We start from the raw sequence: 22,981 nt of genomic DNA on the forward strand, positions 1-22,981 counted from the left end.
GATCTAGGGTTTATGCCTGCTTCGTTTTGCTTTCAATAGATTCTAGTGCAACTTTGCGATCATCAAAGTCATTAACAGTTCCACCGATAATTTGATACGTTTCATGACCTTTACCAGCAATTACGATAACATCTTTAGCCTGCGCTTTGTTGATCGCGTACTGAATTGCTTCACGACGGTCTTCAATTGTTGTAAAGTTTTCTTCTGTGAGCTCTGCTGTCATATCGTTTAGAATCTCTTTTGGATCTTCACTTCTCGGATTGTCAGAAGTAAAGATTGCTTCTGTACTATATGACACAGCCACATTGGCCATGATTGGACGTTTGGTTTTATCTCGGTCTCCACCACACCCAACAATAACATATATATTTTGCTCGGCAAATTGTTTGACCGTTTTTAACACATTTTCTAAACTATCTGGTGTATGAGCATAATCGACAATAACTGTATAGTCTTGTCCTCCATTGACAACTTCAAAACGACCGTCAACGCCTTTTACTTTAGAAAGAGCTGCTACAATTGTTTCTAAATCTACATTAAGCGCAAATGCAGCCGATGCTGCAGCTAAAATATTATAAATGCTAAACTCACCAATTAAATTAACGTGCATTGTCTTATTTCCAAGAGGCGTCACAAGCTCAAATGTTGTTCCGCTACTTGTCATTTCAATATTGCGAGCCATAATGTCGCTTTCTGCGTGAATACCATACGTTAGTAGAAAAGCTGTTGTCATTTTTGCATATAGTTTTGATGAAGCATCATCAGCATTTAGGACAGCATATTTAGGAGACGTTTCCTCAAATCGGTTTCCAAGCTGAGAGAAAAGAAGACCTTTCGCATAGCGATACTCTTCCATTGTATGATGATAATCAAGGTGGTCTTGCGTTAAATTCGTAAATACAGCTACATCGTAATCACAACCGTGAACACGTCCTAAATCAAGCGCATGTGATGAAACTTCCATTGCTGCAACTTCGACATTTTCATCAACCATCTTGCTGAAAATACCTTGTAGGGCAAGCGATTCAGGAGTTGTGTTTTGAACAGGATAAACCTCGGAACCAATTCTTGTTTCAATTGTGCCAATAACACCTGTTTTTTGTTTTTTCTCTTGAAAAATTGCTTCTAATAAATGCGTTACTGTTGTTTTTCCATTTGTTCCTGTTACGCCAATAAGCTTTAACTTTTCAGTTGGTTGTCCGTAAAAAAAGTTAGCAAGCAAAGCCATAACTCGTCTTGTGTCTTTAACAATCACAACTGGAATATCAACATCTAGCTCATGTTCTGCTACAAGAGCTACTGCACCTTTTTCAACTGCTGTTTTGGCATAGTCATGTCCGTCAACCGTATACCCTTTCACACAGAAGAACAAGGAGCCTTCTTCAACTTCTCGGCTATCCATCTTAAGAGAAGTAATCTCTGGATTTTCGTTACTTGTAACGTTGAACTGCCACTTTGGCAAAACGTTAATTAATTCTGTTAGTTTCATTGTATTCAAACCTTCCTTTACCTAAACCATTGTTGTATCATTTTATGTCCACAAACTCAATATAAGGGTTAGTTGCGTCATTCCTCTTCCCATTTTACAGAAAAATAAGCCACGGGGGAATTCCCCAAGGCTTATTTCTTGAAATAATTTCATTTCCAAATCCGCTAAGCATACGCTAACCTTTATAAAATTGCCCGTAGAGTTTATTTTTCTCCTAAATAAATTCTAACCGTAGACCCTGCTTTAAGTTTTGTTCCAGCTTTTGGAGACTGTTTCACAACAACATCTCCTTTTCCGCTTGCATCTATTTTTAAATCAACAAGCTGCTCACGTAAGTCTTTTTTATCTAAGCCTACTAAATCTGGTGTTTCAATCATTGGTGTGTCAAGCCATGTTAGTTCTTTTTCAATTTGATCTTTACGCGGTTTAACTCCCATTGCTCGCAAGCTATCTTCCATAATGTTTCCGACAATCGGAGCTGCTACTACTCCTCCAAACTGTACGGTTCCTTTTGGATTATCAACAGCTACATATACAACAAGCTCTGGATCATCAGCAGGAGCTACGCCGATAAAAGAAACAATATGATTGTTTTCTAGATATTTTCCATCTTTTACTTTTTGCGCTGTTCCTGTTTTTCCTCCAACTCGATACCCTTCTACATATGCGCCTTTACCGGACCCTTTTGCAACGACGCTTTCAAGTGCATAGCGTATTTGCTCAGACGTTTTCTCTGAAATAACTTTACGCTTCGCTTCAGGTGCCTGCTTTTTCACGACTTTTCCTGTAACAGGATCTGTCCATTCTTTGGCAATATGTGGTGTATAAAGAGTACCACCATTCACTGCAGCAGAAACAGCTGCGACTTGTTGAATAGGTGTTACAGATACACCTTGACCAAATGCTGTTGTTGCTTGTTCAACAGGACCAACGCGGTCAAGATTAAATAAAATTCCTTTGCTCTCTCCCTGTAAATCAATTCCTGTTTTTTGTCCAAAGCCAAAGTCTTTAATATAATCAAAAAGCTTCTCTTTGCCGAGACGTTCTCCAAGCTCTACAAAACCTGGGTTACAGGAATTTTGTACAACTTCTAAAAATGTTTGTTCACCATGTCCGCCTCTCTTCCAACAGTGAAGAGTTGAGCCTCCTACTTCAATTGATCCATCATCAACAAACGTATCTTTAGCAAGATCTACTTTTTTCTCCTCAAGAGCAGCAGCTAGCGTAATAATTTTAAATGTGGATCCTGGCTCATAAGCGCTCCAAACCGGTAAATTTCGATTGTACACATCCGCAGGTACATTTTTAAAATTTGTTGGATCAAAATCCGGTCTGCTTGACATGCCTAGAATCTCCCCATTTTTGGGATTCATTGCAATGGCAATCATCCCATCAGGATTATATTTAGAATCAGCAAGGTCAAGTTCCCGTTCTAAAATAGTTTGTACTTTTGTATCAATTGTCAGCTTTAAATTCAGTCCATCTACAGGAGCCGTATAGTCATCTGCAATATTAGGCATTCTTTTACCTTTTGCATCAGAGTAAAATTCAACTGCTCCTTTTTCCCCGCTAAGCTGCTTGTCATAATATGCTTCAAGACCTGTTAGCCCTTGGTTATCAATTCCTGCAAACCCTAATACGTGAGATAAATAGCTTCCAAATGGATAATAACGAATAGAATCTTCCGCAATATAAACTCCTTTTAATCCAAGTGCGCGTATTTCTTTTGCTTTTTCATGAGAGATTTTACGCCCTTCTGGATTAATTCGTTCACTTGCTGCTTTCTTTGTAACATGCTTGTATGCTTTTTCTTTTGACATATTAAGTACAGCAGCAAGCTTTTCTGCAGTTTCTACAGGATCTTCAATTTGTCTGGGAACAATTAAAACAGAAGGGGCACTTTTATTTGTTGCAAGCTCTACTCCATTTCGATCTTGAATTTCGCCACGTTTTGGCTCAAACGGAATGTTTCGGCTCCACAAACTTTTGGCTTGCTCTGTTAATGTGTCTCCTAATACAAACTGAACGTATCCTAAGCGAACGTTAATAATCGAAAAGATCAGAATCCCGACAAAAAGGACGATTAACAGTCGCTTTCGAACGGTAACTCCAGACACGCGCATATTACATTTCCTCCCCTACGTTTAAGCTCGTTCTCTACTATATGCTTGTACTTTCTCATATAGAACGAACAGAGGAGGCCTATTCACAAGCAAAAGTTCCCACAAATAAGAATTAAACGCTCTTACTTGTGAGAACATTGGATTTACTGAAAACCGTAATCTTTTAATCTATTAATCAAGCGGTGCGTTGCTGTCACTTGATTCTTCTTGTTCTTCGTCGCTATCTTCTCGCTTCTCTTCAGCTGCTTTCTTTGCTGAGTGAAGTTCCACGCTTAAAAGACTTTTATTTTCCAAGGAGGCACCTTTTTTAATACTTTGACTGCCTTTTGCTACATATCCGTGACCGCTAACAGCTGTCTTTAAATGAAGCAGCTCGCTAATTTCGAGCACATCACGGTAAGAAAATCCGGTTAAATCAGGCATTGTTGGTGAACCATCGGTTTGTAGGAAAACCTTGTTTCCATAAATGATTCTTGAACCCGGAGCAGGCTGCTGCTCTGCAATTGTTTCCCCGTTCCCAATAATAACTGGAGAGAGCCCTTTTCCTGTTAATTCTTTCTTTGCTTCCTCAACAGAAGAACCAACATATGAATCTAGCGTGTTTCCATACTTTGTTTCACTAGATTTTGTTTTCTCTTTTTCTTCTTCACTAGGTTTCACCTGTAAATACTGCAAACTTTTTTGCATTGTCGGATTGAACACTTCAGCAACTGGCTTTCCACCTGTTTCATATGCTTTCAAATGAGGCTGCTTAACAGCAACGTACATCACTAATTCAGGATCATCTGCTGGAGCCATTCCCATAAATGAAAACGTATAGTTTTCACGTCCTGTCAGATACTTACCGTCCTCTCCTGCAATTTGTGCTGTTCCTGTCTTCCCTGCTACTTCATATCCATCAATGTCATAAGCAGCACCTGTTCCATGCTCGCCTGTAACAACTGTACGAAGCAGTTTACGTACTTCTTTTGCAGACTCAGCAGAGATTGGTTTACTTACTACTTCCGGTTTTGTTTCTGAAATCACTTTATCTTTTTGAGAATCAACCACTTTTTTCACAACGTACGGCTTCATCATTTTTCCGTCATTGGCAACTGCCGTTACAGCTTGGATTTGTTGAATAGCTGTAATAGCTGAGCCTTGTCCAAATGCTGTTGTAACTTGTTCAAGCGGTTTATTGTACACAAATTTACTTCCCACTTCGCCAGGGATATTAATTCCTGTCTTTTTATCAAGACCAAATTTCTTAAAGTATTCCATAAGTCGATCAGGGCCGATTTTCTCCATTGCAAGCTTTGCGAAAGCGACATTTGAAGAACGCTGCACTCCTTCGTTATATGTGATAGGCCCCCAACCAACACCATTGTTATGGTCGCCAATTTTACTGCCGCCTACTTTATAACTTCCCGATTCATACAGCTCATCTCCGTTGTATACTCCTGCATCAACAGCTGCTGAGAGGGTGAAAATCTTCATTGTTGAGCCAGGCTCAAACCGAGAGCTTATAGCACTGTTTCCAAAGTTCTGGATGTTCCGCTGATTTGGATTAAATCCAGGTCTATTTGACATAGCCAAAATCTCGCCTGTTTTAGGATTTGCTACAATGCCAATAATACTTGATGGTTCATACTCTTTTTGCACTTCGCTCATTGACTCTTCCAAAAAGACTTGAATTTTTTGGTCAATTGTTAAATACACATCTTTTCCTTGCTTAGGTGCAACAATGGATTCTTTTGGATTAGGAAGCTTTAAGCCCGTAGAATCACTTTCATACGTCATATAGCCATCCTTTTCTGTTAAAGCGTCGTTAAACTGCTTTTCAATCCCCATCATTCCAACAGTTTCACCTTTATCATTTTTTTGAGCATATCCAATGATATGAGAAGCAAACTCCCCATTTGGATAGAAGCGTTTGGAACTCTCTTTAAATCCAATTCCAGGTAGATTTAACTTTTCAATTTTTGCTCGAAGCTCATGATTAATGTTACGTCCGCCTGGGCCAAGCTCAACTTGAAATGCTCCTTTTCTCGTTAAGAGCGAAAGCAGCTTGTCTTCTTTCATATCAAGAAGAGGGGCAAGCTTTTCTGCTGTTTTTTCTGCATCTTTGACATGGTCTTCATAATCTTTGTCCAAAATAGCAATCACAGTATACGCTGTTGTATCTTCGGCAACAGCAGTACCATTTCGATCGTAAATTGTGCCGCGATGAGCTTCAATTGTACTTTTATGCGTATGAGCTTTCTCGGCTCGTGAAGCTAAAAGCTGACCGTTTGCTTTTCCTGTGACTTCGATATAAAAAAAGCGACCAGCTAACACAAAAAAGAGCGAACCAAATATTAAAATTAATATCGCTGCTCCTTTTCGTATTGATCGATTGTTTTGTTTCGACATTACTTCTCACTCACAACTTTCACATTGTCTGCATTCATTTCTAAGCCGAGTTTTTTAGCTTTTTCTAAAATGCGATCATATTGACTAAGCTCTTTTACTTGATCATTTAAATCCATATTTACTGTTTTTTGAGCTTTTACTTTTTCTTCTACTTTTTGCACATTCGCATTTGCTTCATATAGAGCAGCTTGATTCGAAATAAACTGAATCGAACCGAACAGCATAAACCCACAAAACGTTACATAAATAAGCTTTTCACCTAAAGGAAGACGTACTTTTTTCTTTTTTGTTACATGTTTAATTTCGTGTTGGACAACTTTTTTTTCTTTTTCTTTTAATTTATACGCTAAATTATTCAATGCAACCCCTCCCTTTTTTTATCGCACCTTCTTATTCTTTTGCTTTCTCAGCTATACGTAGCTTAGCAGAGCGTGCACGATTGTTTTCATTAAGCTCTTCTTCACTCGGAAGAATTGGTTTTCTTGTAATCAGCTTTAATGCTGGCTCATATTCTTTTGGAATGATAGGCAATCCATGAGGCAAGTCTGGTAAAGAACTTTTTTCTTTGAACATTGCTTTACAAATGCGATCTTCTAATGAGTGGAACGTGATAACACTAATACGTCCGCCTTTTCTCACAACATCAATTGCTTGTTCAAGCGCCATTTCAAAAACACCTAGCTCATCGTTGACAGCAATTCGAATAGCTTGAAACACCCGTTTTGCTGGATGTCCACCTTTTCTACGAGCTGGAGCTGGGATTCCTTCTTTAATTAGTTCTACAAGCTCATTTGTTGTTTCAATTTTTTTCGTTTCTCGATAACTTTCAATTTTTCTTGCAATTTGCTTAGAAAACTTTTCTTCTCCATATTGGAAGAAAATTTTCACAAGCCTTTCATACGGCCATTCATTTACAACGTCAAATGCACTTAGCTTTGATTGTTGATCCATTCGCATATCTAGCGGAGCGTCATGATGATAGCTGAATCCTCTTTCAGGGGTATCAAGCTGTGGGGACGAAACGCCTAAATCAAATAAAACTCCATCAACTTTTGTAACGCCAAGTTCTTCAAGCTTTTCTTTTAAAAAGCGAAAGTTACTTTTCACAAACGTTACTTTTCCTTCATAAGGAGCTAGCTTTTCTTTTGCATTTTCTAATGCTACATCGTCTTGGTCAAAGGCAATAAGATGACCTTCTGATGATAGCTGTTGTAAAATATATTCACTGTGTCCTGCTCCACCAAGGGTACAGTCCACATAAATGCCGTCGGGTTTAATATGTAATCCCTCTGCTGCTTCTTCTAATAAAACTGTCTTATGTTTGAACATGCTAGCACCTACTTTTTGTTCCCTAAACTATTACACCCTCTAATTTAGGATGCTTTTTTTATTATATATTAAATTACTTGTTTTTTTTAGCTTTTTCTACAAACTATCGACGAATTTTGTCAATTTATTATGTCATTGTAAAACATGAAAAAAAACATCCAATTACTCCCACAGTTTGAAGGCTAAAAAAACGCTTTCTGTTGCATTATAATGTTCACATTTTACGATTGAAAAGTCCTGATGTGTTTTTCTTTTGAATTTGTTCTTCTTTTTTAGTATCTCCGACTTGATTTCTTTCTTACAAACAAAAATGTTTTTTTTATAAAATATTTTTGTTTATAATTTTAATTCTATTTGGTCAAAAAAAAATCCTGCTAGTGGCAGGATTTTCTTATAAATAAATGATTTTCAATTTATGATCAAACTCGACAGAACAGCTTACAAGTTCGTCTACAAATGTAAAACCATATTTATTTATGTAGTAAAAAACGTTCCAAATTCTTTCCTGTGGCGCATTTTGTGGGACTAGAGCATTTTCAATCGAAAGATATTTATTCCAAGTCGCACTATGTCTTTTCAAGTGATCTTTCTCCATAATTTGGCTAATAGCGGATATTTGTCTCATAATAAGCTGTCGATTTTTATGAAGTAGATCAACGTAATTTTTATTTTCTTGCAATACTTTATCACGAAATAATGAATGGACTTTTTCTACTTCTTCTTCTAAATACTCAATATGAGAAAGGTATGCTCCTTGCCCACTCTCTTTTAGCCATTCATCTCTACGTACAGAAACGTTGCCAGAGAAAACGTCTTCTAACAATAAATCTAATTTTTCCATATCTCTCGCAATGCCGCGTTCAATAAATGTGTAAGAGAGTCTTGGAACAACAGGAGGCATCTTCATATCAAAAGTATCAAAAACGTCCCCAAGCTCAGCCCAATAAGCTACTTCCCCTGGTCCTGCGATAAAAGCAAGCGTTGGGAACAAATATTCTTGCATAAGAGGGCGAGTTACTACATTATTGCTTAAAAGTTCGGGTTTCACTTCAGCAATCGTTAAAAGCTCATCTTCTGAAAGTTTTATTCTTCCATTTTTTCCGTAAAATTTCGCTCCATTTCTTTGGAGCAATACGCGACGTCCATTTTCTGAATAAAAAATATGAGCATTAGCAATGTCTGTTTCAATGACATTTTTATAACGATGACGAAGTTTCCCCTGCGTTTCTTCAAGGGCTTCACTAATTTTAGCATTCTTTTTAATAAGTTGTGTGAAGAAATCAGCTTCAATTTTTCTTAAAGATGATGAACCTGAGTCAATTAAAATGAGGCCATGTTTGCTGAATAACTTTGTGATGAGGAGCGCAAAGAAGTCAACGTACGTTGTCGCGCTTTGCAAACAGGTTTCAACAAACGATAGTGCTTCTTTAGAATACTCCTTTTCCCCGAATGCTTGAAAAGCTTCCTTCACCCACTTTTGGAGGGTTTCTTTATGAAGTACTGCCTCAGAAGCCATTTTCTGTTCTCCATCTTTGTAGACATGTTTTTTCATCCCGTTTTCTTCTACAAAAATATGGTTAATCTCAGCAATATCATGATCTTCTCCTGCAATCCAAAAGACAGGGAGAACGCGCGAACCTAGCTTTTCCTCCTGCTCCTTTGCTAAATTAAGAATAGAAACGATTTTATTTATCGTATAAAGCGGTCCTGTTAAGAGACCTGCTTGTTGTCCGCCGACAACAACTGTTGTTTCCTCATTTCTTAAAGTCTCAATGCTTGCTAGTGTTTCTTTACAGGCACCTAAATGTTCGTTATATGAAAGCAAATGATTTACTAATGCCTCTCTTGGTAACGAGCGAAGCATTAAGTCCTCTTTTCGCTCTTTATAAACGTTTGGAGATAAAACATCATAATGAAAATATTCTCCAATAAAAGAATCTCCATTCACATAATCGTTCATAAGTGGATTAAGAGGTTTTCCCGCATAATCTATAAGTTCCATTGATGAACTTCCTTTCTGTACTCGAATTCACACTTCCCATTATCAATGCTATGCGTTCATTCGTCTAGTAAATAGCCTCAGCTAAATATTTTGCAGACGACTAAAAATCCCATATATAAAAAGAGCTAAATGCGCAATAAAAAAAAGAAGAAAGCTCACTCTCCAAAATCCTTTTAAAACTCTTTTAAATTGGACGTCTTTCGTCTTCTTCCACTGTAGCAGTGTTGTGAGAGCTGCAATAGTTAAAAGGATGAGTAAAATAAGCCATAAATATGAGCCTTCCCAAATAACGGCAGATAGGCAGTATACAGAGAAAATAAGGATAACAGTTGTAATATCAATTGATAGATGAAAAGCTCTTCGATTGCTTCTCAAAACTTTGCGAAGCACAGCATAAAACAGAATAAACGCCACTAAAGGAAGCGTTATAAGCGTTGCTAAAATCGCTGAAAAGATGCTTTCCATCCTTAACTCTCCCCCTTCTCTAATCCTTTTATAGAAGCGTATAAAAATGATAAGAGAGGCGTCTCGATTTTCTTTCTCTCCGCTTCTTCCAACACGTAACCAACGATTGCATCAATCTCTGTTATACCTCTATTTTGCAAGTCTTGAAGCATTGAAGAACGGTTATCCTTGGTGTTTTTGCAGATTGTTAATACATTTTTAAAAGTACTTTCCACATCTTTTAACTCTAACACCTTATGTACTTCATTAAGTAAAGCTCTCATATTTTGAAGAAAGTAGGGATTTTCTAAGAGAACTCCATTTTCTACTTTATAAAGAGCTGTTAAGGGGTTCACGAGTATATTTATGACAAGTTTCCCAAGAAGCATTTCCTTCCAATCATGTTCATAAACAAATGGAAATTGTTTGTCATATCTCAAAAGCAAAGAAAGGAATGTTTCCTCCCCTCTCCATACACTTACTTTTGTTTTTCCCTCTCCTTTGTGATGAACGGTATTTTCATTTAGCCGCAATGCTCCATGCTCAACAACTCCTAGAAAAACATTTTCAGCTGTTAATTCATCAAGCATTTTTAAGTGATTCATACCATTTTGAATAAAAAGCAGAGGACGGCATGTAGTCTTTAAAATGGGCATAATTGAAGAGAGCTGATACTCCTTTAACGTTATTATAGCGAGATGACCTTCATCCACATAAGAAGAGATTGGTTTCACTTTTGGAAAAAAGCGAAGAGAAGCTTCTTTATAAACTAAAATCCCCTTTTGCTTAATAGCATTTGCTTGTTCTTCTGTTTTAGTGTATAAAGTAACATCCCATTGTTCTGATAAATACCCTGCATATAATAATCCAAGGCTTCCCCCACCAATTACGTCTAGTTTCTCCATTTTGCTCTCCTTCTATCATTTTTCCTTTAAAAGTCTTTTCTCTCTTGTATTGTACCAACAGAAGGAAAGAAAAAAAAGAGCCGAAGAAGGGCGAAAGTCTCATTTTTATTCTTCCCCTAATATTCATCATCTGCTCTCTTCACCCTCCTTAAGAACATTTCCTAAGCATTGTACGAGCAATTTTCTAATAATTTAGTATATAATAAAAACAAGGGGTTTTTTATTACTTCTACAAGGGGGATTTTTTATGTATAACAAAGATGTAAAGAGGCTAAAAATCAACTACAAGACGCTCGAAGAATTTAAGAAATTTAAAGAATATGGCATACAAGAGCTCTCCATGTTAGAAGATTTACAAGCAAACATCTCAGAAAATGAAATAGAGTCACCTTTCTTTGGAATTTATTTAGGAGATAGTTTAGTCGCACGTATGAGTTTATACAAGCGAGGAAAGAAATATGATCAATACTTTGAACCTTCTCAAGAATATCTTGAAATATGGAAACTTGAGACGCTGAAAGACTATCAACAACAAGGATATGGAAGAGCTCTTATCGAGTTTGCCAAATCGTTTAACTTACCAATTAAAACAAGTCCACGTGTTAAGTCAAGTGAATTCTGGAACAAGATGGGCTTCACTCCTGTAAAATACGATATGGATCGAGACTTAGGCGAGAATCCGCTTGTGTGGCAGCCTGCTGGTGTTTCTCAAAAAGCTTAACAACCTTATAAATAAAAAAGACAAGAAGGGATTTCCCTTCTTGTCTTTTACTTCACTTCTTCCACTTTTTCCTTTACAGTTGAGTCACTTAAAACAACTCTTTTTGCTCTTTCCATAATTTCAATAAGAGCTTTATAGTCGTCTCTTACAACAATTAAATTTGTTTGTAGCATTTGTTTTTCCTGCTCTAACCTGTTTACTTTCTTTTCTAACTCTTTTATTTTCAAACTAAGCTTTTTATTTTCTTCTGCAGTTTCCAAAGAACCACCATTTCCATTTTTAAGATTCTGCAGATAGCTAATAATCTCATCAAGCGTTAACGTTTTAACCCCTGTTCCTTCCTCAGAAGCATTTTGTACAAAAATTGGTGCTGGAACAGCTGAAGACTTAAATTCTTTTCGCTGTTTTTTAGCACTTTCAATCCCTGTTTTATATTGCTTGCGAACATAGGAATTCCAACGAAATCCGCAAGCAGCTGATGTTCTTGATAGCTTCCTTCCTACTTCTTCAAAAGCGGCTAGCTGTGTCCCACCTTCTCTAATATGGCGAAGGACTACTTCCGCCAACAATAAATCTTCATCACTAGTCCATGCATCCTGCCTTGTTGATGTCATCTTTAATCCCCCCTATTCTGTTTACTATATACGTATGCAGCTAATAGGGAAGATAGACTAGAAGAAATACATGATTGTTTTTTTAAACTCTTCTTTTTCAAGACAAATAAAAAAACAGTGCAAAAATGCACTGTTTTTTTATTATTTTGCTACTTCTTTTCCTTTGTATGTTCCACAAGCTTTACATACGCGGTGTGCAAGCTTCATGTCGCCACAATTTGGGCATTCTACCATACCAGGAACTTGTAGTTTGAAATGCGTACGACGAGTTCTTTTCTTCATTTTAGAAGTTCTTCTAAAAGGTACAGCCATTCTTCCCACCTCCTTAAAAGGATTTACATCATATGAAGGCCGGTTAAGCCGGATCTTCTTAAAGGTTGTTAGTCTTTCTTGTCTTTAAAATAATCCTGAAGAACAGAGAGACGTGGATCTACTTTTTGTTCTTGATCTTCCTCTGTAATAACCTGCCAATCGTGACCAGACTGAGGGGCAGCCCCTTCTGGATTCTGTTCGTCACTAAAAACTTGGATAGGTACTTGAAGGACGATAAGTTCTTCCACTACCGGCTGTAAATCAACGATATCTTGTTCAATGTAATGAACATCTTCTCCTGTTTCTTCATCTGTTGACGTTAAAATAAAGGTTTCATCCGTTTCAATGTCAAATTCATAAGGAACATCAACAAGTGTTCTCGCACAAGGCAAGATAAGTTCCCCTTGTATTCTTAAATGAAAGGTAACATGTGTTGAGAAAATGTCTCCTCTTCCCGTAATATGAACAGGAGAAATATCACGAATCTCTCCATCTCGTTTTACGATGTCAGACAGATCTACTTTCTCATCTATATTTAAACCTTTACTTTGTAATTTACGCAGTTGGTGCACTGACCATTTCAACGTTATCACCTCAAAGCAACAAAAGTAATTATAGCCTTCACAAAGCTATTTGTCAATATTTTTTCTTTACACTATAATGTTGGTAATCGTTATCGTATATCCACTTTATCATTTTTTTTATAAATTGCAAAAGAAAAGTTTAAAAAGGAGGCAAAAAGCTTGAAAACAGTAGGTATTATTGCCGAATATAATCCGTTTCATAATGGGCACCTCTACCATATAAATGAAGCAAAGAAGCAAAGTGATACAGATTGTGCAGTCGTTATTATGAGCGGGAATTTTCTCCAGCGCGGGGAACCTGCTCTTGTTTCAAAATGGGCTCGCACTGCAATGGCTTTAAAATCAGGAGCAGATGTTGTGATTGAGCTTCCCTTTTTATTTGCCGTAGGACACGCTGATACGTTTGCATATGGTGCTATAAACCTTCTAGAATCCTTATCTGTTTCTTCTCTTTGCTTTGGGAGTGAACATGGAGATATCTCTGCCTTCCTAAAAGCAGCTGAAATTGCACGTGCAAACAAACCTCTTATCGAAGAAAACATTAAAGCTGAAATGAAAAAAGGGAAAAGCTACCCAAATGCAGTAACAAATGCTTTAACTCATTTTAAAACTGATTTAGATTTATCACAACCAAACAATATCCTTGGTTTTTCTTATGTAAAAGAAATTCAGAAACTTGGTGCTAAGTTAGCTCCTTTTACAATTCAGCGAAAAAGTGCAGACTATCATGATGAAAGTCTTCCAAGTGGTCCTATTGCAAGTGCTACAAGCATCCGAAAAAATCTATTCTCAAACCAAACAACTATTGAAAGTCTTTCTTCTTTCACACCACTTTCTACAGTTGATGAGCTGCAAAAGTATAAGAAAACATATAAACTTTTGCATAATTGGGAAGCCTATTTCTCCTATTTGCAGCATCAACTTTTTATTCTTTCGGCTTCTGAGCTTAAAAGTCATTATGAAATGGAAGAAGGGATGGAATACCGCTTCTTAAAAATGATGAAAGAAGCTGACTCCTTCCAAACATTGATGACCCTTATTAAAAACAAACGTTACACATGGACAAGACTTCAGCGCATGTGCCTACATATTTTAATGAATACCAATAAAGAAGAAGCTAAAACTCTTCTAAGCAGTCCTCCTCCATATGCAAGACTTCTTGGAATGACAAAGCAAGGAAAAAACTACTTAAATACAAGGAAAAAAACTTTTGAAGTTCCCCTTGTTTCAGCCGTATCTAAAATGGACCATCCCCTTTTAAATATGGATATAAAAGCAACTAGAGTATATAGCCTACCTTTAGATATAAAGGTGCGTCAGCGCTTTTTCAAGCAAGAATATACAACACCACCTATTCAACTATGAAAAAAGAGCTGTTTCCCGTATCATACGGAAAACAGCTCTTTTCTATTCTTTTTCAGGCATCTTATTTAAGTAGGAAACAGCATCGTCAAACGTATCAACAGGTACAACTTTCATATCTGTATCAATTTGCTTAGCTGCCTTTAGGGCATCTTGATAGTTAGAGTTTTTTGCTCCATGATTGTTTGGCGCAAAGAAAATCTCCGCTCCTGCTTTATCAGCTGCCACAATCTTTTGCTCAATTCCACCAATTTCTCCTACCTCTCCTTTTTCATTGATTGTGCCTGTTCCAGCAATTTGACGTCCCTTTGTCAAATCATCTTTTGTTAACTGGTTATAAATTTCAAGTGAAAACATGAGTCCTGCTGATGGCCCCCCAATTTCTTCTGAGTTAATTTTAACTTTTGGATCAACAGAGATATCAAAATCTGTTACAAGTGAAATTCCCATTCCAACTCGGTTATTCAACACTTTTAACTGCTCTAGTGTAATGGTCTCTGTTTTGACTTTTTCATTTCTCTTAAATGTAACGCTTACTTTATCTCCTGCTTTTTTTCCTTCTACATATGAGATAAGATCTTCACTGCGTTTTACAAGTTTGTTATCTACTTTCGTTACAATATCACCTGTTTTTAATACGCCGTCTGCTGGCATATCTGGAGCAACTGCCATTACATAAACACCGTCATATTTATACTCTATATCTTTGCCCGCTTTCTCGTACGCAATGGCAATCGCAGATTCTTGAGACATTTCCATCATATGAAGCTGACGAGTGTTATACTCTTCATTACTTTCATTTTCACCTAATATTTCCTCTTCTTTATAAAGGTGACTAAAGTCTTGAAAATGAGCAAGTGCATAAGAAAGTGGCGTTGCTTTTCCAATACGAACCGTTGTTAACATAAGGGCCCCTTCTTCTTTATAGCCGCCTTCCACTTTCACAATCGGTTCTAACTCTTCTGCAAGTCCTGGCTTCGTAATATAGTATGGTAATGGAATGAACGTAATGGAGAAGATAATAAGAACTCCAATGATAAACCATATAACTCTTTTGCTGCTACTTTTCATGAAATGACTCCTTCCACGTCTCGATCTTTTCCTTAATAACGGGAAGCTGTTTTATTGCTTCTGCTTCCCCTTGTTCAATAATTTCTTTAATGTTTGTAAAAGCTCTTGAGCTAAACTTTTCAACGCGTGGACGAATCATAATGTCACAATTTGTTTCCCGGTTTTTAACAAGTTCCATCTGCAAAATATCAAAACTTTGCAAAATAACGTCAAAAATCGAACCAATCTCAGCATCCATTTTAACACGTGAAACGTTCACACCAATAACAATATCAGCTCCCATTTCTTTTACGACGGAGACTGGGATGCGATCAACAACTCCTCCATCGACAAGAAGACGGCCATCAATTTTTTCAGGCACAAAAATGCCTGGTATCGAAATACTTGCTCTTATAGCTGGAGCAATTGGTCCTTTATCAAATACTACTTTTTCTCCTGTTTTAATATCTGTTGTTACAATTGATAAAGGGATATTTAAGTCTTCAATGTTCTTGTTTTTCGTAAACATACGCACAAGTTCTTTCACACGTTCTCCTGCAATAAAGCCCATTTTAGGTAGCGTAAGATCTGTGTAATATTTACGTTTGAACGCAAACGCAATGCGATAAAGCTGCTCCATTTCAAGCCCAGTTCCGTAAAAGGCACCAACAAGCGCTCCCATGCTACTTCCTGCTAAATAATCAACTTCTATATTTTCTTCTTTTAAGACTTTTAAAACTCCAAGATGCGCAAATCCTCTCGCACCTCCAGAGCCTAGAGCAATACCAATTTTCGGGCGATTCATCTCCTTCACCCCATTATCCTTTATGAATTCTTTGGTCTAAATAATCCCCCAATGCTCGTATATTAGAATATGTACAACCTTCACTTTGGAGACGAAATCGTTAAAAATAGTTTATCACGTCTCCCTATTTGTTGCATGTTTAACCCAAATGTAATCTATGATAGCTAAAGGAGGAAAAGTGTGAAAACATCGTTTATAAAAACTGGTCTTCTCTCTTTATTATCTCTTATGCTAGCAAGTACTCTTATTATGTATCCAAAACAAGCTTTTGATGCCTCTTTACGGGGTCTCAACATATGGTGGGAAGTTGTTTTCCCTTCTCTTCTTCCTTTCTTTATTATTTCTGAGATGTTGATTGGTTTTGGAGTTGTTCGCTTTATTGGTATTTTACTTGAACCTTTGATGCGCCCTGTTTTTCGCGTTCCGGGTATCGGTGGGTTTGTACTTGCAATGGGAATGGCTTCAGGATTTCCAGCAGGAGCCAAGCTATCCGCAAACATGCGTAAAAAAGGGCAGCTAACCCGCATTGAGGCAGAACGTCTTGCTTCCTTTACGAATTCTTCAAACCCTGTATTTATTTTCGGAGCCGTTTCTGTCGGTTTTTTTCATAATCCTCATTTAGGAGTGTTACTTGCTTGCGCTCACTATGGGGGAAATTTGCTCGTTGGCATCGCAATGAGATTCTACGGACGAAAGGAAGAGAGAGATTACCGTACTAAAGAACCAAAGAGCTCTTTTTCACCCCTCATTGCTTTTAAAGAAATGCATAAAGCTAGAATAGAAGATGGACGAATGATTGGCAAACTGCTTGGTGATGCAATTATGTCCTCTGTGCAAACGCTCTTTATGATCGGCGGATTTATGATCATTTTTTCTGTGTTAAACAGGCTTCTTTATGTAACCAACATTACGTCTTTCATTGGAGAAGGACTTGGCATTATCTTTTCAGCCCTTAAATTGTCAACATCTTTAAGTTTGCCGTTTATTTCAGGAATTTTTGAAATCACGCTCGGCAACCAGCTTATTAGCGAAACTCATTCACCACTATTTCAACAAGTTGTGCTCGCGTCATTTGTTCTTGCATTTAGCGGATTGTCTGTTCAAGCCCAAGTAGCAAGTCTTTTAGCAGATACTGATATTCGCTTTTCACCCTTTTTCATGGCCCGTATCCTTCATGCTGTGTTTTCCGTTTTCCTTATTTTCCTTTTATGGAATCCGCTTCGTGAACATGTTACAACACTAAGTGGAAGCGGTGAACCTTCTCAAAGTGTTTTATCGCTCTTTTTCACAGAATGGTGGCAAATATGCATTACATATGGTCCGCTCTTCACTATTGCTATGCTTACTATATATACTTATCTGTATAGTCGTAAAATAAAGTATAAGTTATAAAAAAAAGCGATAACGCTATCGCTTTTTTTACTCTTTAAACTTTTGACTAAGTGCTTCTGCAACAGGGGCTGGCACAAGTTCTGAAATGTTCCCTCCGTATTTGGCTACTTCTTTTACAATGCTTGAACTTAAAAAAGAATATTGATTGTTTGTCATCATAAATAATGTTTCAATATTGTCATCAAGTACTCGGTTTACAGAAGTAATTTGCATTTCATATTCAAAATCAGAGACCGCTCGCAAACCTCTTAAAATAGCGCTTGCATCTTTTTGCTTCGCATATTCCATTAAAAGACCTGTATGAATCTCGATTTTAACGTTTGGCAGATGACTTGTAACTGTTTTTAATAATTCTGCTCGTTCATCAGCTGAAAAAAGCGGTTTTTTGGCAGAGTTGTGCAAGATACATACATAAACCGTATCAAACACTTTTGCACCTCTTGTAATAATATCTAAGTGGCCATTTGTTACAGGATCAAAGCTGCCTGGACAAATTGCAATGCTCCCCATAATTTTGCTCCCTTCTTTTCCTAAAACTTGTTTTATCCATGTTTATAAATCGAAATCACTGTTAATCCATATACTTCTTTTTTAACGCGGTTCAGCTTACCAATAACTTCTGGAAGTTCAACATTATTCTCATGCTCCGCCATTATAATTCCTTCTTCTTTTAACAAATGACGTTTTTGAATTTCCTCCATAAGATGCAGGAGTTTTTGCGCTTTATATGGCGGATCAAGCATAATTAAATCAAAGTGTAGCTCTCGTTTCTCTATAGCTTTCAGCGCTCGTTCTGCATCATTGCGATACACTTCAGCACGATCTGTAAGCTTACAGGAATTTAGATTTTCTTTGATGGTCCGAATGGCTTTCCCATCTCGGTCTACAAAAATCATGCTTTGGAGCCCTCTACTTAGCGCCTCAATTCCAAGGCCACCGCTGCCTCCAAACAAATCAAGCCCTATCCCACCATCAAAATAGGGTCCAATCATATTGAAAATCGCTTCTTTTACTTTATCTGTTGTCGGGCGAGTTGTTGTGCCTGGAACAGCTTTTAAACTTAGTCCTTTTTTATCACCTGATACTACTCTCATTATTTTTCAACCTCGGCTTGTCAAGATATGTATACTTCATTTCACTTATCTTATCAAATTCTTATACAAACGTAAAACAAGCTCGCTTTCTTTTAAAGTTTTTTGTGGCCTTTTGTATAACTTTTTTAGATTTGGATAAACTGACAATTAGCAACATCTTGATGAGATGTTGTTGCCAACCGCGGAGAAGACTTACGTTCCCCATAAGTTCTTCCTCCGGTTTCTCCTCTCCCTTTGCCTTCTTATCTTGATTAACAAACATACGGGAATGTTAATCTTGCTATAGGAGGACCCTGCAATCAAGTGATTGCAGGGTTTTTTTATGTTGTCTTTTTTGGTAGAGTAAGCTTAGCTCTTATTATAAAACATTAAAGGAGAAAAGAAGATGATTCAACGTTTCATTGAACTTGGGGAAGGTTATTCAGATCTTTATGAACTATTAGAAATAGCGAGAAATCAATCACACCGTGTACGCCATCTTATGATTTTAAATACAGAAAAAGAGGGAAGAAAGCTCTCTTCCTTTCTTGTCATCCTTGAGCCTACTTCTGTTGGTTCTTTTCAGCCTCTTTATATTTGTCGCGAAGGTATTGCTGTTACAGATCAAAAAAGCAAGCGACTTCTACTGTTCGAAGCGCTTGCTGAAGATTTAGGAAAAACCATTATAACGCTTGATGTAAAACCCTCCACTTTTTTTGGTGAAAAGGAACTTTACTTCCAGCATTTAATCGGCATTTTGCGAATGAATCGCTATATTCCGCCTTTAAGCTAAATTCTATAATCCAATTTTATAATCATATTCTTTTGCTTTATCAGGTCTTGAATTTTCAAATTCTGTTTTCAGAGATCCTTTATAAGATAGAAGAACTTTCTTCACATATGGAAGGCTCTTTAATTTAGTCATTACACCTTCTGATTTTTCTTTATCACAGTATAAAACCGCATATTTAAGCGATTTTGAAACGTAGTGAACGTTTCCATATTTTCTTAAAGCTTTTGCTTGCTTTACAGAGTTTAAATAAACGACAAGGCCTTGTCGCTCTGTCATGATCACCATTGCTTCCCCCTTTATTGCTTGTACTATGTATAATGCTAAGGCGTGTTACTAAACTGTAACACGCCTTAAAATCTATATTAGGTCAGCTACATCCACAGCTTCCACCAGCGCCGCAGCCACCGCCACAGCTTGACATCGTATCAAAAAACGGATTACCTGTTGGTACTTTAATTTGAGCTGAAACAGCGCTACCAATCTCTACACTTATTTCATCAAGCACATTTTGCAATTCTTTCTCAGCTTGCTTGAACGCCCAAATTGTACCGTGTAAGTCAACCTCTCGCTTCAAACGACGAATCTCTTTTGTAACAAATTTAAAATCCGGATGATATTTTCCGAAACGCTGAACTTCCTCATAGCGTTCTTTCATCTTTACAAACTCGCTAATTAGAGCTTGCGCTTCCTTATCTTCCTCTAATTCTTTTAACTTTGTTCGATAATCGTCGCCGATTTCTGAATGGATAATCATGGCGGATAGCTCGTCAGCCTGTTCTAACAAATGAATGGTTTCCATCGTCGCAAACATTCATCTATACCTCCGCTTTTCTTTTTCAGATTACGTTATATGGGGCATTTTCAAAAGAAAACATAAAAATAACGCTTTTTATTACCCTTTTCCATTCTACCATGAATGGTATTGTAATAAAAAGCGCGAAGATGAGAAAATGTGATTTTATACTTTCTTTCCTATTCAGTTATAGGCTCTTGTTCTTTTTCCTCTTTTACTTGAAAAGAAATCTCTTTTTCTACGCCATAGCTATTTTCCTCATTTTTCATCACTTCAATCTGAACCTTATGCTCTCCACCTTTTAATCCTCTTATCACAAATGCAGCCTGCTCAATAAAGATCGTCTTTTTATCATCAATCGTTATTTTAAGCACACCTTTGTTTTCATCATCTCGCACAAATGAAAAGTTGTGAAGACGACAATCAATATATACGGCTCCTTCTTTCACACTATAACTCACATCTAGCGTTGGCTTTTCAGCAGCATGTACAGCTGTCGGACTCAAAAGAGCGAAAACAAGTAATAAAATACGCAAACTCAATTCCTCCTTTTTTAGGAATAGTGTTTGCGTTTTTTTATTCTTTACTCTTTTTAATCTCCACTTCTTGTTGCTTGAAACATTGCTAGCATCATATTTGCCATCTCAACGGAATTATAAAACTTCTCAACTTTATGAGGAATTGTCTGTTTGTAGTAGTTTAAAGACGCTAGTTCAAAATCGTTCAGGGCGTGTGGATTACGCGTTAATTTACGATACCACATAGGCTGCTGCCTAATAAAATCACGTAGTTTATCTTTTGCTTGTATATATTCATACACTTCTTGGCGCATGCTGCCACCTCAACTATTTTAGTCTTTTTTGAACCAAAATGGAGACGCGTTCCCTCCCCCTTGTTGTTTCTGGGTATTGCTTTTTGAGGTATTTGAACTAAATTCCTGCATTAATCCTTGCAAGCTAGAAATAGCTGCGTTTGCGTTTGACATATAATGCTGAACTTGGTTCATATCCATTTTTTTAAGCTGACTCCAAAGCCCGCTAATAAAATCACGCTGTGAAGATTCAGTTTTTGTTTCTTCATCATCTGTTTTATAAGCATTCCAAACTTCGTCTTCTTCACCAAGCAAATACCAATCCTCATAAAACTCTTTCCATGTTTTGCGATTTGCGCGAACTTCCTCAATTAGTTTGGGATTTTTCTTCACAAAAGCTTTAAACTCCTGGACCTTTGGATGAAGTTTCTTTTTCGTTTGCGCCACGTTCTTTCACCTCGTATATATAGCCTACTAGCTATTGTAAGTATGAAGGTGTCGTCTCGTTCGCCCATTTTTATACTTTCTTTGTATGAGAATCATCTTTATGTAAAACAAGAAAATAAGCAAGTAAAATACTGATTATACTAAGCCAAAATGTAAAATAACCAATTTCCTTCATATAATTATTTAGCATGCTATATGTTGGCATCATGCCAAAAACGTAATCAATGATTTCATTATGTAAAGTCCAAATCCCTGCAATAACAAGATGAATCATCTTAAAACGATATTCTTTAACGTAAAGAAGACCTTGAAGTGCCATTCCTGAATGTGAAAGCACGAGCATAAGCATCGCTCCATTAAAAAATCCAGTGACACCATATGTTAATAAATTCATAACAACAGCCCAAACTCCATACTTGAAAAGAGTAATGAGAGCAAGTGCTTCAAATAGTTTAAAGTTTCGATTTAATAAAAACCCAACTAACACAAAAACAAAAAATAAGCTTGCTGTTGGACTATCTGGTACAAAGGGTAAAAAGATAGCTGGCGTATGTGCAAGCTGATTTCCGTACCAATAGTAACCGTAAACCGTTCCTAAAATATTAATAATAAGCAATAAAAATAAAAAACGTCGATCTTTTAAAACAATAGAAAGATACTCCATATCCTAACCTCCTTTCCCTCATTATAAGGTGTCCAAATAAAATAAGGAAGCAGGCTACTAGGAACCGGCTTCCTTATTTTTTATTCTTTAGGTTTTCCACCGCTCTCAATATATTCAGAGAGCGTTTTTAACTCTTCATCTGTTCCTTTAAAAACTCCAGAAGGCATATTTCCTCTTCCTTCTTTTGCAATCTTTGCAATTTCATCTGCCGAGAGCTTTGTTTCTGCTAATGCAGGCCCTCCTGCTCCTCCTTCAAGGTTTTCTCCATGACATTGCAAACAGGTTTGCTCATTCGCAATTTTATACCCTTCTGCTTCTTGGTCAACTTCTGCGACGTTTTTAATTTCACCTTGTGCTTCACGCTCTTCCCAATTAACTGCTTTTACAGATTCCCATGTTAAGTAGAACGTTCCTGCTACAGCTAAAAGCATAAACCCTGTTGCAAACGGGCGTTTTGTTGGTCTTCTTTCAGGCCCTCTGTCAAGAAATGGTGCAAGTAAAAGTGCTCCAAACGCAATTCCTGGAATAATAAAAGCGCCAATTGCGTTATATGGCCCTGAAGCATACGTGTATTTTAGGAGCTGGTAGAGGAATAGAAAGTACCAGTCTGGTAATGGCGTATATCCTGCATCATTTGGGTCCGCCATTCGTTCAAGTGGTGAAGGATGGGCAACTGTTAAACATAGATATCCAATTAAGAAGACAGCGCCAACAAGCCATTCTTTGAGTAAAAAGTTAGGCCAGAATGCTTCTGTTTTCCCTGGATATTCCGAATAATCTTTTGGAATATTGCGTCTTTCTTTATCTGGTACGCGTGAATCTCCAACAAACTTCATTCCCTTTCCGCGATGCATCTTATCTCCCTCCTCTTTTCAAC

At 37.2% G+C, this 22,981-nt stretch carries 26 protein-coding genes; 4 read left to right on the top strand and 22 right to left on the bottom strand.

Annotated features, from left to right (window positions below; translation table 11 throughout):
* Positions 1 to 10: 10 nt before the first annotated feature.
* The 8 genes from ACK3CR_RS20865 to ACK3CR_RS20900 form a co-directional block, all read right to left on the bottom strand.
* Entirely contained in the window at positions 11 to 1,489 is a 1,479-nt protein-coding gene (locus ACK3CR_RS20865; RefSeq protein WP_243518054.1) for a UDP-N-acetylmuramoyl-L-alanyl-D-glutamate--2,6-diaminopimelate ligase, read from the bottom strand.
* A gap of 203 nt (positions 1,490 to 1,692) precedes the next feature.
* Positions 1,693 to 3,612, bottom strand: a complete 1,920-nt coding sequence (locus tag ACK3CR_RS20870) for a stage V sporulation protein D (protein WP_243518052.1) — start codon at positions 3,610 to 3,612, stop codon at positions 1,693 to 1,695.
* A gap of 171 nt (positions 3,613 to 3,783) precedes the next feature.
* Entirely contained in the window at positions 3,784 to 6,003 is a 2,220-nt protein-coding gene (locus tag ACK3CR_RS20875) for a penicillin-binding protein (protein ID WP_488976079.1), read from the bottom strand.
* Positions 6,003 to 6,362 (bottom strand): cell division protein FtsL, encoded by a 360-nt coding sequence (ftsL, locus tag ACK3CR_RS20880; RefSeq protein WP_243518047.1) that lies wholly within the window; start codon positions 6,360 to 6,362, stop codon positions 6,003 to 6,005. The genes ACK3CR_RS20875 and ftsL overlap by 1 nt, the downstream gene beginning before the upstream one ends.
* Before the next feature lie 31 nt (positions 6,363 to 6,393).
* Entirely contained in the window at positions 6,394 to 7,332 is a 939-nt protein-coding gene (gene rsmH, locus ACK3CR_RS20885; protein WP_243518045.1) for a 16S rRNA (cytosine(1402)-N(4))-methyltransferase RsmH, read from the bottom strand.
* Positions 7,333 to 7,723: 391 nt separating this feature from the next.
* Positions 7,724 to 9,334 carry a bacillithiol biosynthesis cysteine-adding enzyme BshC gene (bshC, locus tag ACK3CR_RS20890; RefSeq protein WP_243518044.1) on the bottom strand — a complete coding sequence of 537 codons (1,611 nt, stop codon included), beginning with the start codon at positions 9,332 to 9,334 and terminating at the stop codon, positions 7,724 to 7,726.
* A gap of 81 nt (positions 9,335 to 9,415) precedes the next feature.
* Entirely contained in the window at positions 9,416 to 9,799 is a 384-nt protein-coding gene (locus ACK3CR_RS20895; RefSeq protein ID WP_488976080.1) for a DUF3397 domain-containing protein, read from the bottom strand.
* Between the two features lie 2 nt (positions 9,800 to 9,801).
* A complete protein-coding gene (locus ACK3CR_RS20900; protein WP_488976081.1) occupies positions 9,802 to 10,683 on the bottom strand; it encodes a 2-dehydropantoate 2-reductase in 882 nt (293 codons plus the stop codon).
* Positions 10,684 to 10,930: 247 nt separating this feature from the next.
* Between ACK3CR_RS20900 and ACK3CR_RS20905 the strand changes: the two genes are divergently transcribed.
* Positions 10,931 to 11,404 carry an N-acetyltransferase gene (locus tag ACK3CR_RS20905; RefSeq protein WP_019391716.1) on the top strand — a complete coding sequence of 158 codons (474 nt, stop codon included), beginning with the start codon at positions 10,931 to 10,933 and terminating at the stop codon, positions 11,402 to 11,404.
* 47 nt (positions 11,405 to 11,451) lie between these two features.
* On the opposite strand, the gene ACK3CR_RS20910 is transcribed toward ACK3CR_RS20905, so the two are convergent.
* The 3 genes from ACK3CR_RS20910 to ACK3CR_RS20920 form a co-directional block, all read right to left on the bottom strand.
* Complete coding sequence (locus tag ACK3CR_RS20910) at positions 11,452 to 12,018, bottom strand: RsfA family transcriptional regulator (protein ID WP_243518037.1); 567 nt, start codon at positions 12,016 to 12,018, stop codon at positions 11,452 to 11,454.
* Between the two features lie 141 nt (positions 12,019 to 12,159).
* A complete protein-coding gene (gene rpmF / locus ACK3CR_RS20915; protein WP_019391714.1) occupies positions 12,160 to 12,330 on the bottom strand; it encodes a 50S ribosomal protein L32 in 171 nt (56 codons plus the stop codon).
* A gap of 68 nt (positions 12,331 to 12,398) precedes the next feature.
* Positions 12,399 to 12,914 (bottom strand): YceD family protein, encoded by a 516-nt coding sequence (locus ACK3CR_RS20920; protein WP_019391713.1) that lies wholly within the window; start codon positions 12,912 to 12,914, stop codon positions 12,399 to 12,401.
* Between the two features lie 159 nt (positions 12,915 to 13,073).
* Between ACK3CR_RS20920 and ACK3CR_RS20925 the strand changes: the two genes are divergently transcribed.
* Positions 13,074 to 14,279, top strand: a complete 1,206-nt coding sequence (locus ACK3CR_RS20925; protein ID WP_488976082.1) for a nucleotidyltransferase — start codon at positions 13,074 to 13,076, stop codon at positions 14,277 to 14,279.
* Between the two features lie 42 nt (positions 14,280 to 14,321).
* Here the strand turns inward: ACK3CR_RS20925 and ACK3CR_RS20930 are convergent, their stop codons facing one another.
* Both ACK3CR_RS20930 and ACK3CR_RS20935 read right to left on the bottom strand, forming a co-directional pair.
* Positions 14,322 to 15,347 carry a SepM family pheromone-processing serine protease gene (locus ACK3CR_RS20930; protein ID WP_488976083.1) on the bottom strand — a complete coding sequence of 342 codons (1,026 nt, stop codon included), beginning with the start codon at positions 15,345 to 15,347 and terminating at the stop codon, positions 14,322 to 14,324.
* Positions 15,337 to 16,131 carry a patatin-like phospholipase family protein gene (locus ACK3CR_RS20935; protein ID WP_488976084.1) on the bottom strand — a complete coding sequence of 265 codons (795 nt, stop codon included), beginning with the start codon at positions 16,129 to 16,131 and terminating at the stop codon, positions 15,337 to 15,339. Before ACK3CR_RS20935 ends, ACK3CR_RS20930 begins: the two co-directional genes overlap by 11 nt.
* 180 nt (positions 16,132 to 16,311) lie before the next feature.
* Between ACK3CR_RS20935 and ylbJ the strand changes: the two genes are divergently transcribed.
* Complete coding sequence (gene ylbJ, locus ACK3CR_RS20940; protein WP_488976085.1) at positions 16,312 to 17,523, top strand: sporulation integral membrane protein YlbJ; 1,212 nt, start codon at positions 16,312 to 16,314, stop codon at positions 17,521 to 17,523.
* Positions 17,524 to 17,550: 27 nt separating this feature from the next.
* On the opposite strand, the gene coaD is transcribed toward ylbJ, so the two are convergent.
* Positions 17,551 to 18,033 carry a pantetheine-phosphate adenylyltransferase gene (gene coaD, locus ACK3CR_RS20945; protein WP_019391708.1) on the bottom strand — a complete coding sequence of 161 codons (483 nt, stop codon included), beginning with the start codon at positions 18,031 to 18,033 and terminating at the stop codon, positions 17,551 to 17,553.
* A 32-nt stretch (positions 18,034 to 18,065) separates the two neighbouring features.
* Positions 18,066 to 18,617 carry a 16S rRNA (guanine(966)-N(2))-methyltransferase RsmD gene (gene rsmD, locus ACK3CR_RS20950; protein WP_243518027.1) on the bottom strand — a complete coding sequence of 184 codons (552 nt, stop codon included), beginning with the start codon at positions 18,615 to 18,617 and terminating at the stop codon, positions 18,066 to 18,068.
* Positions 18,618 to 19,002: 385 nt separating this feature from the next.
* On the opposite strand from rsmD, the gene ACK3CR_RS20955 reads away from it, so the two are divergent.
* Complete coding sequence (locus tag ACK3CR_RS20955; RefSeq protein ID WP_111925150.1) at positions 19,003 to 19,389, top strand: DUF7147 family protein; 387 nt, start codon at positions 19,003 to 19,005, stop codon at positions 19,387 to 19,389.
* 3 nt (positions 19,390 to 19,392) lie between these two features.
* Here the strand turns inward: ACK3CR_RS20955 and ACK3CR_RS20960 are convergent, their stop codons facing one another.
* The 7 genes from ACK3CR_RS20960 to ACK3CR_RS20990 form a co-directional block, all read right to left on the bottom strand.
* Complete coding sequence (locus ACK3CR_RS20960) at positions 19,393 to 19,665, bottom strand: YlbG family protein (RefSeq protein WP_026009502.1); 273 nt, start codon at positions 19,663 to 19,665, stop codon at positions 19,393 to 19,395.
* A 91-nt stretch (positions 19,666 to 19,756) separates the two neighbouring features.
* Positions 19,757 to 20,200 carry a YlbF/YmcA family competence regulator gene (locus ACK3CR_RS20965; protein ID WP_243518022.1) on the bottom strand — a complete coding sequence of 148 codons (444 nt, stop codon included), beginning with the start codon at positions 20,198 to 20,200 and terminating at the stop codon, positions 19,757 to 19,759.
* Between the two features lie 161 nt (positions 20,201 to 20,361).
* Positions 20,362 to 20,718 (bottom strand): hypothetical protein, encoded by a 357-nt coding sequence (locus ACK3CR_RS20970; RefSeq protein ID WP_243518020.1) that lies wholly within the window; start codon positions 20,716 to 20,718, stop codon positions 20,362 to 20,364.
* 56 nt (positions 20,719 to 20,774) lie between these two features.
* Entirely contained in the window at positions 20,775 to 21,014 is a 240-nt protein-coding gene (locus tag ACK3CR_RS20975) for a YlbE-like family protein (protein ID WP_019391701.1), read from the bottom strand.
* Positions 21,015 to 21,032: 18 nt separating this feature from the next.
* A complete protein-coding gene (gene ylbD, locus ACK3CR_RS20980) occupies positions 21,033 to 21,440 on the bottom strand; it encodes a YlbD family protein (RefSeq protein ID WP_328122302.1) in 408 nt (135 codons plus the stop codon).
* 70 nt (positions 21,441 to 21,510) lie between these two features.
* Positions 21,511 to 22,104, bottom strand: a complete 594-nt coding sequence (lhaT, locus tag ACK3CR_RS20985; RefSeq protein ID WP_488976086.1) for a lipoprotein heptaprenylglyceryl N-acetyltransferase LhaT — start codon at positions 22,102 to 22,104, stop codon at positions 21,511 to 21,513.
* An 80-nt stretch (positions 22,105 to 22,184) separates the two neighbouring features.
* Positions 22,185 to 22,958, bottom strand: a complete 774-nt coding sequence (locus ACK3CR_RS20990; protein WP_124049458.1) for a menaquinol-cytochrome c reductase cytochrome b/c subunit — start codon at positions 22,956 to 22,958, stop codon at positions 22,185 to 22,187.
* Positions 22,959 to 22,981 lie beyond the last annotated feature (23 nt).

This window comes from Priestia sp. TRM10 (genome assembly GCF_057808375.1).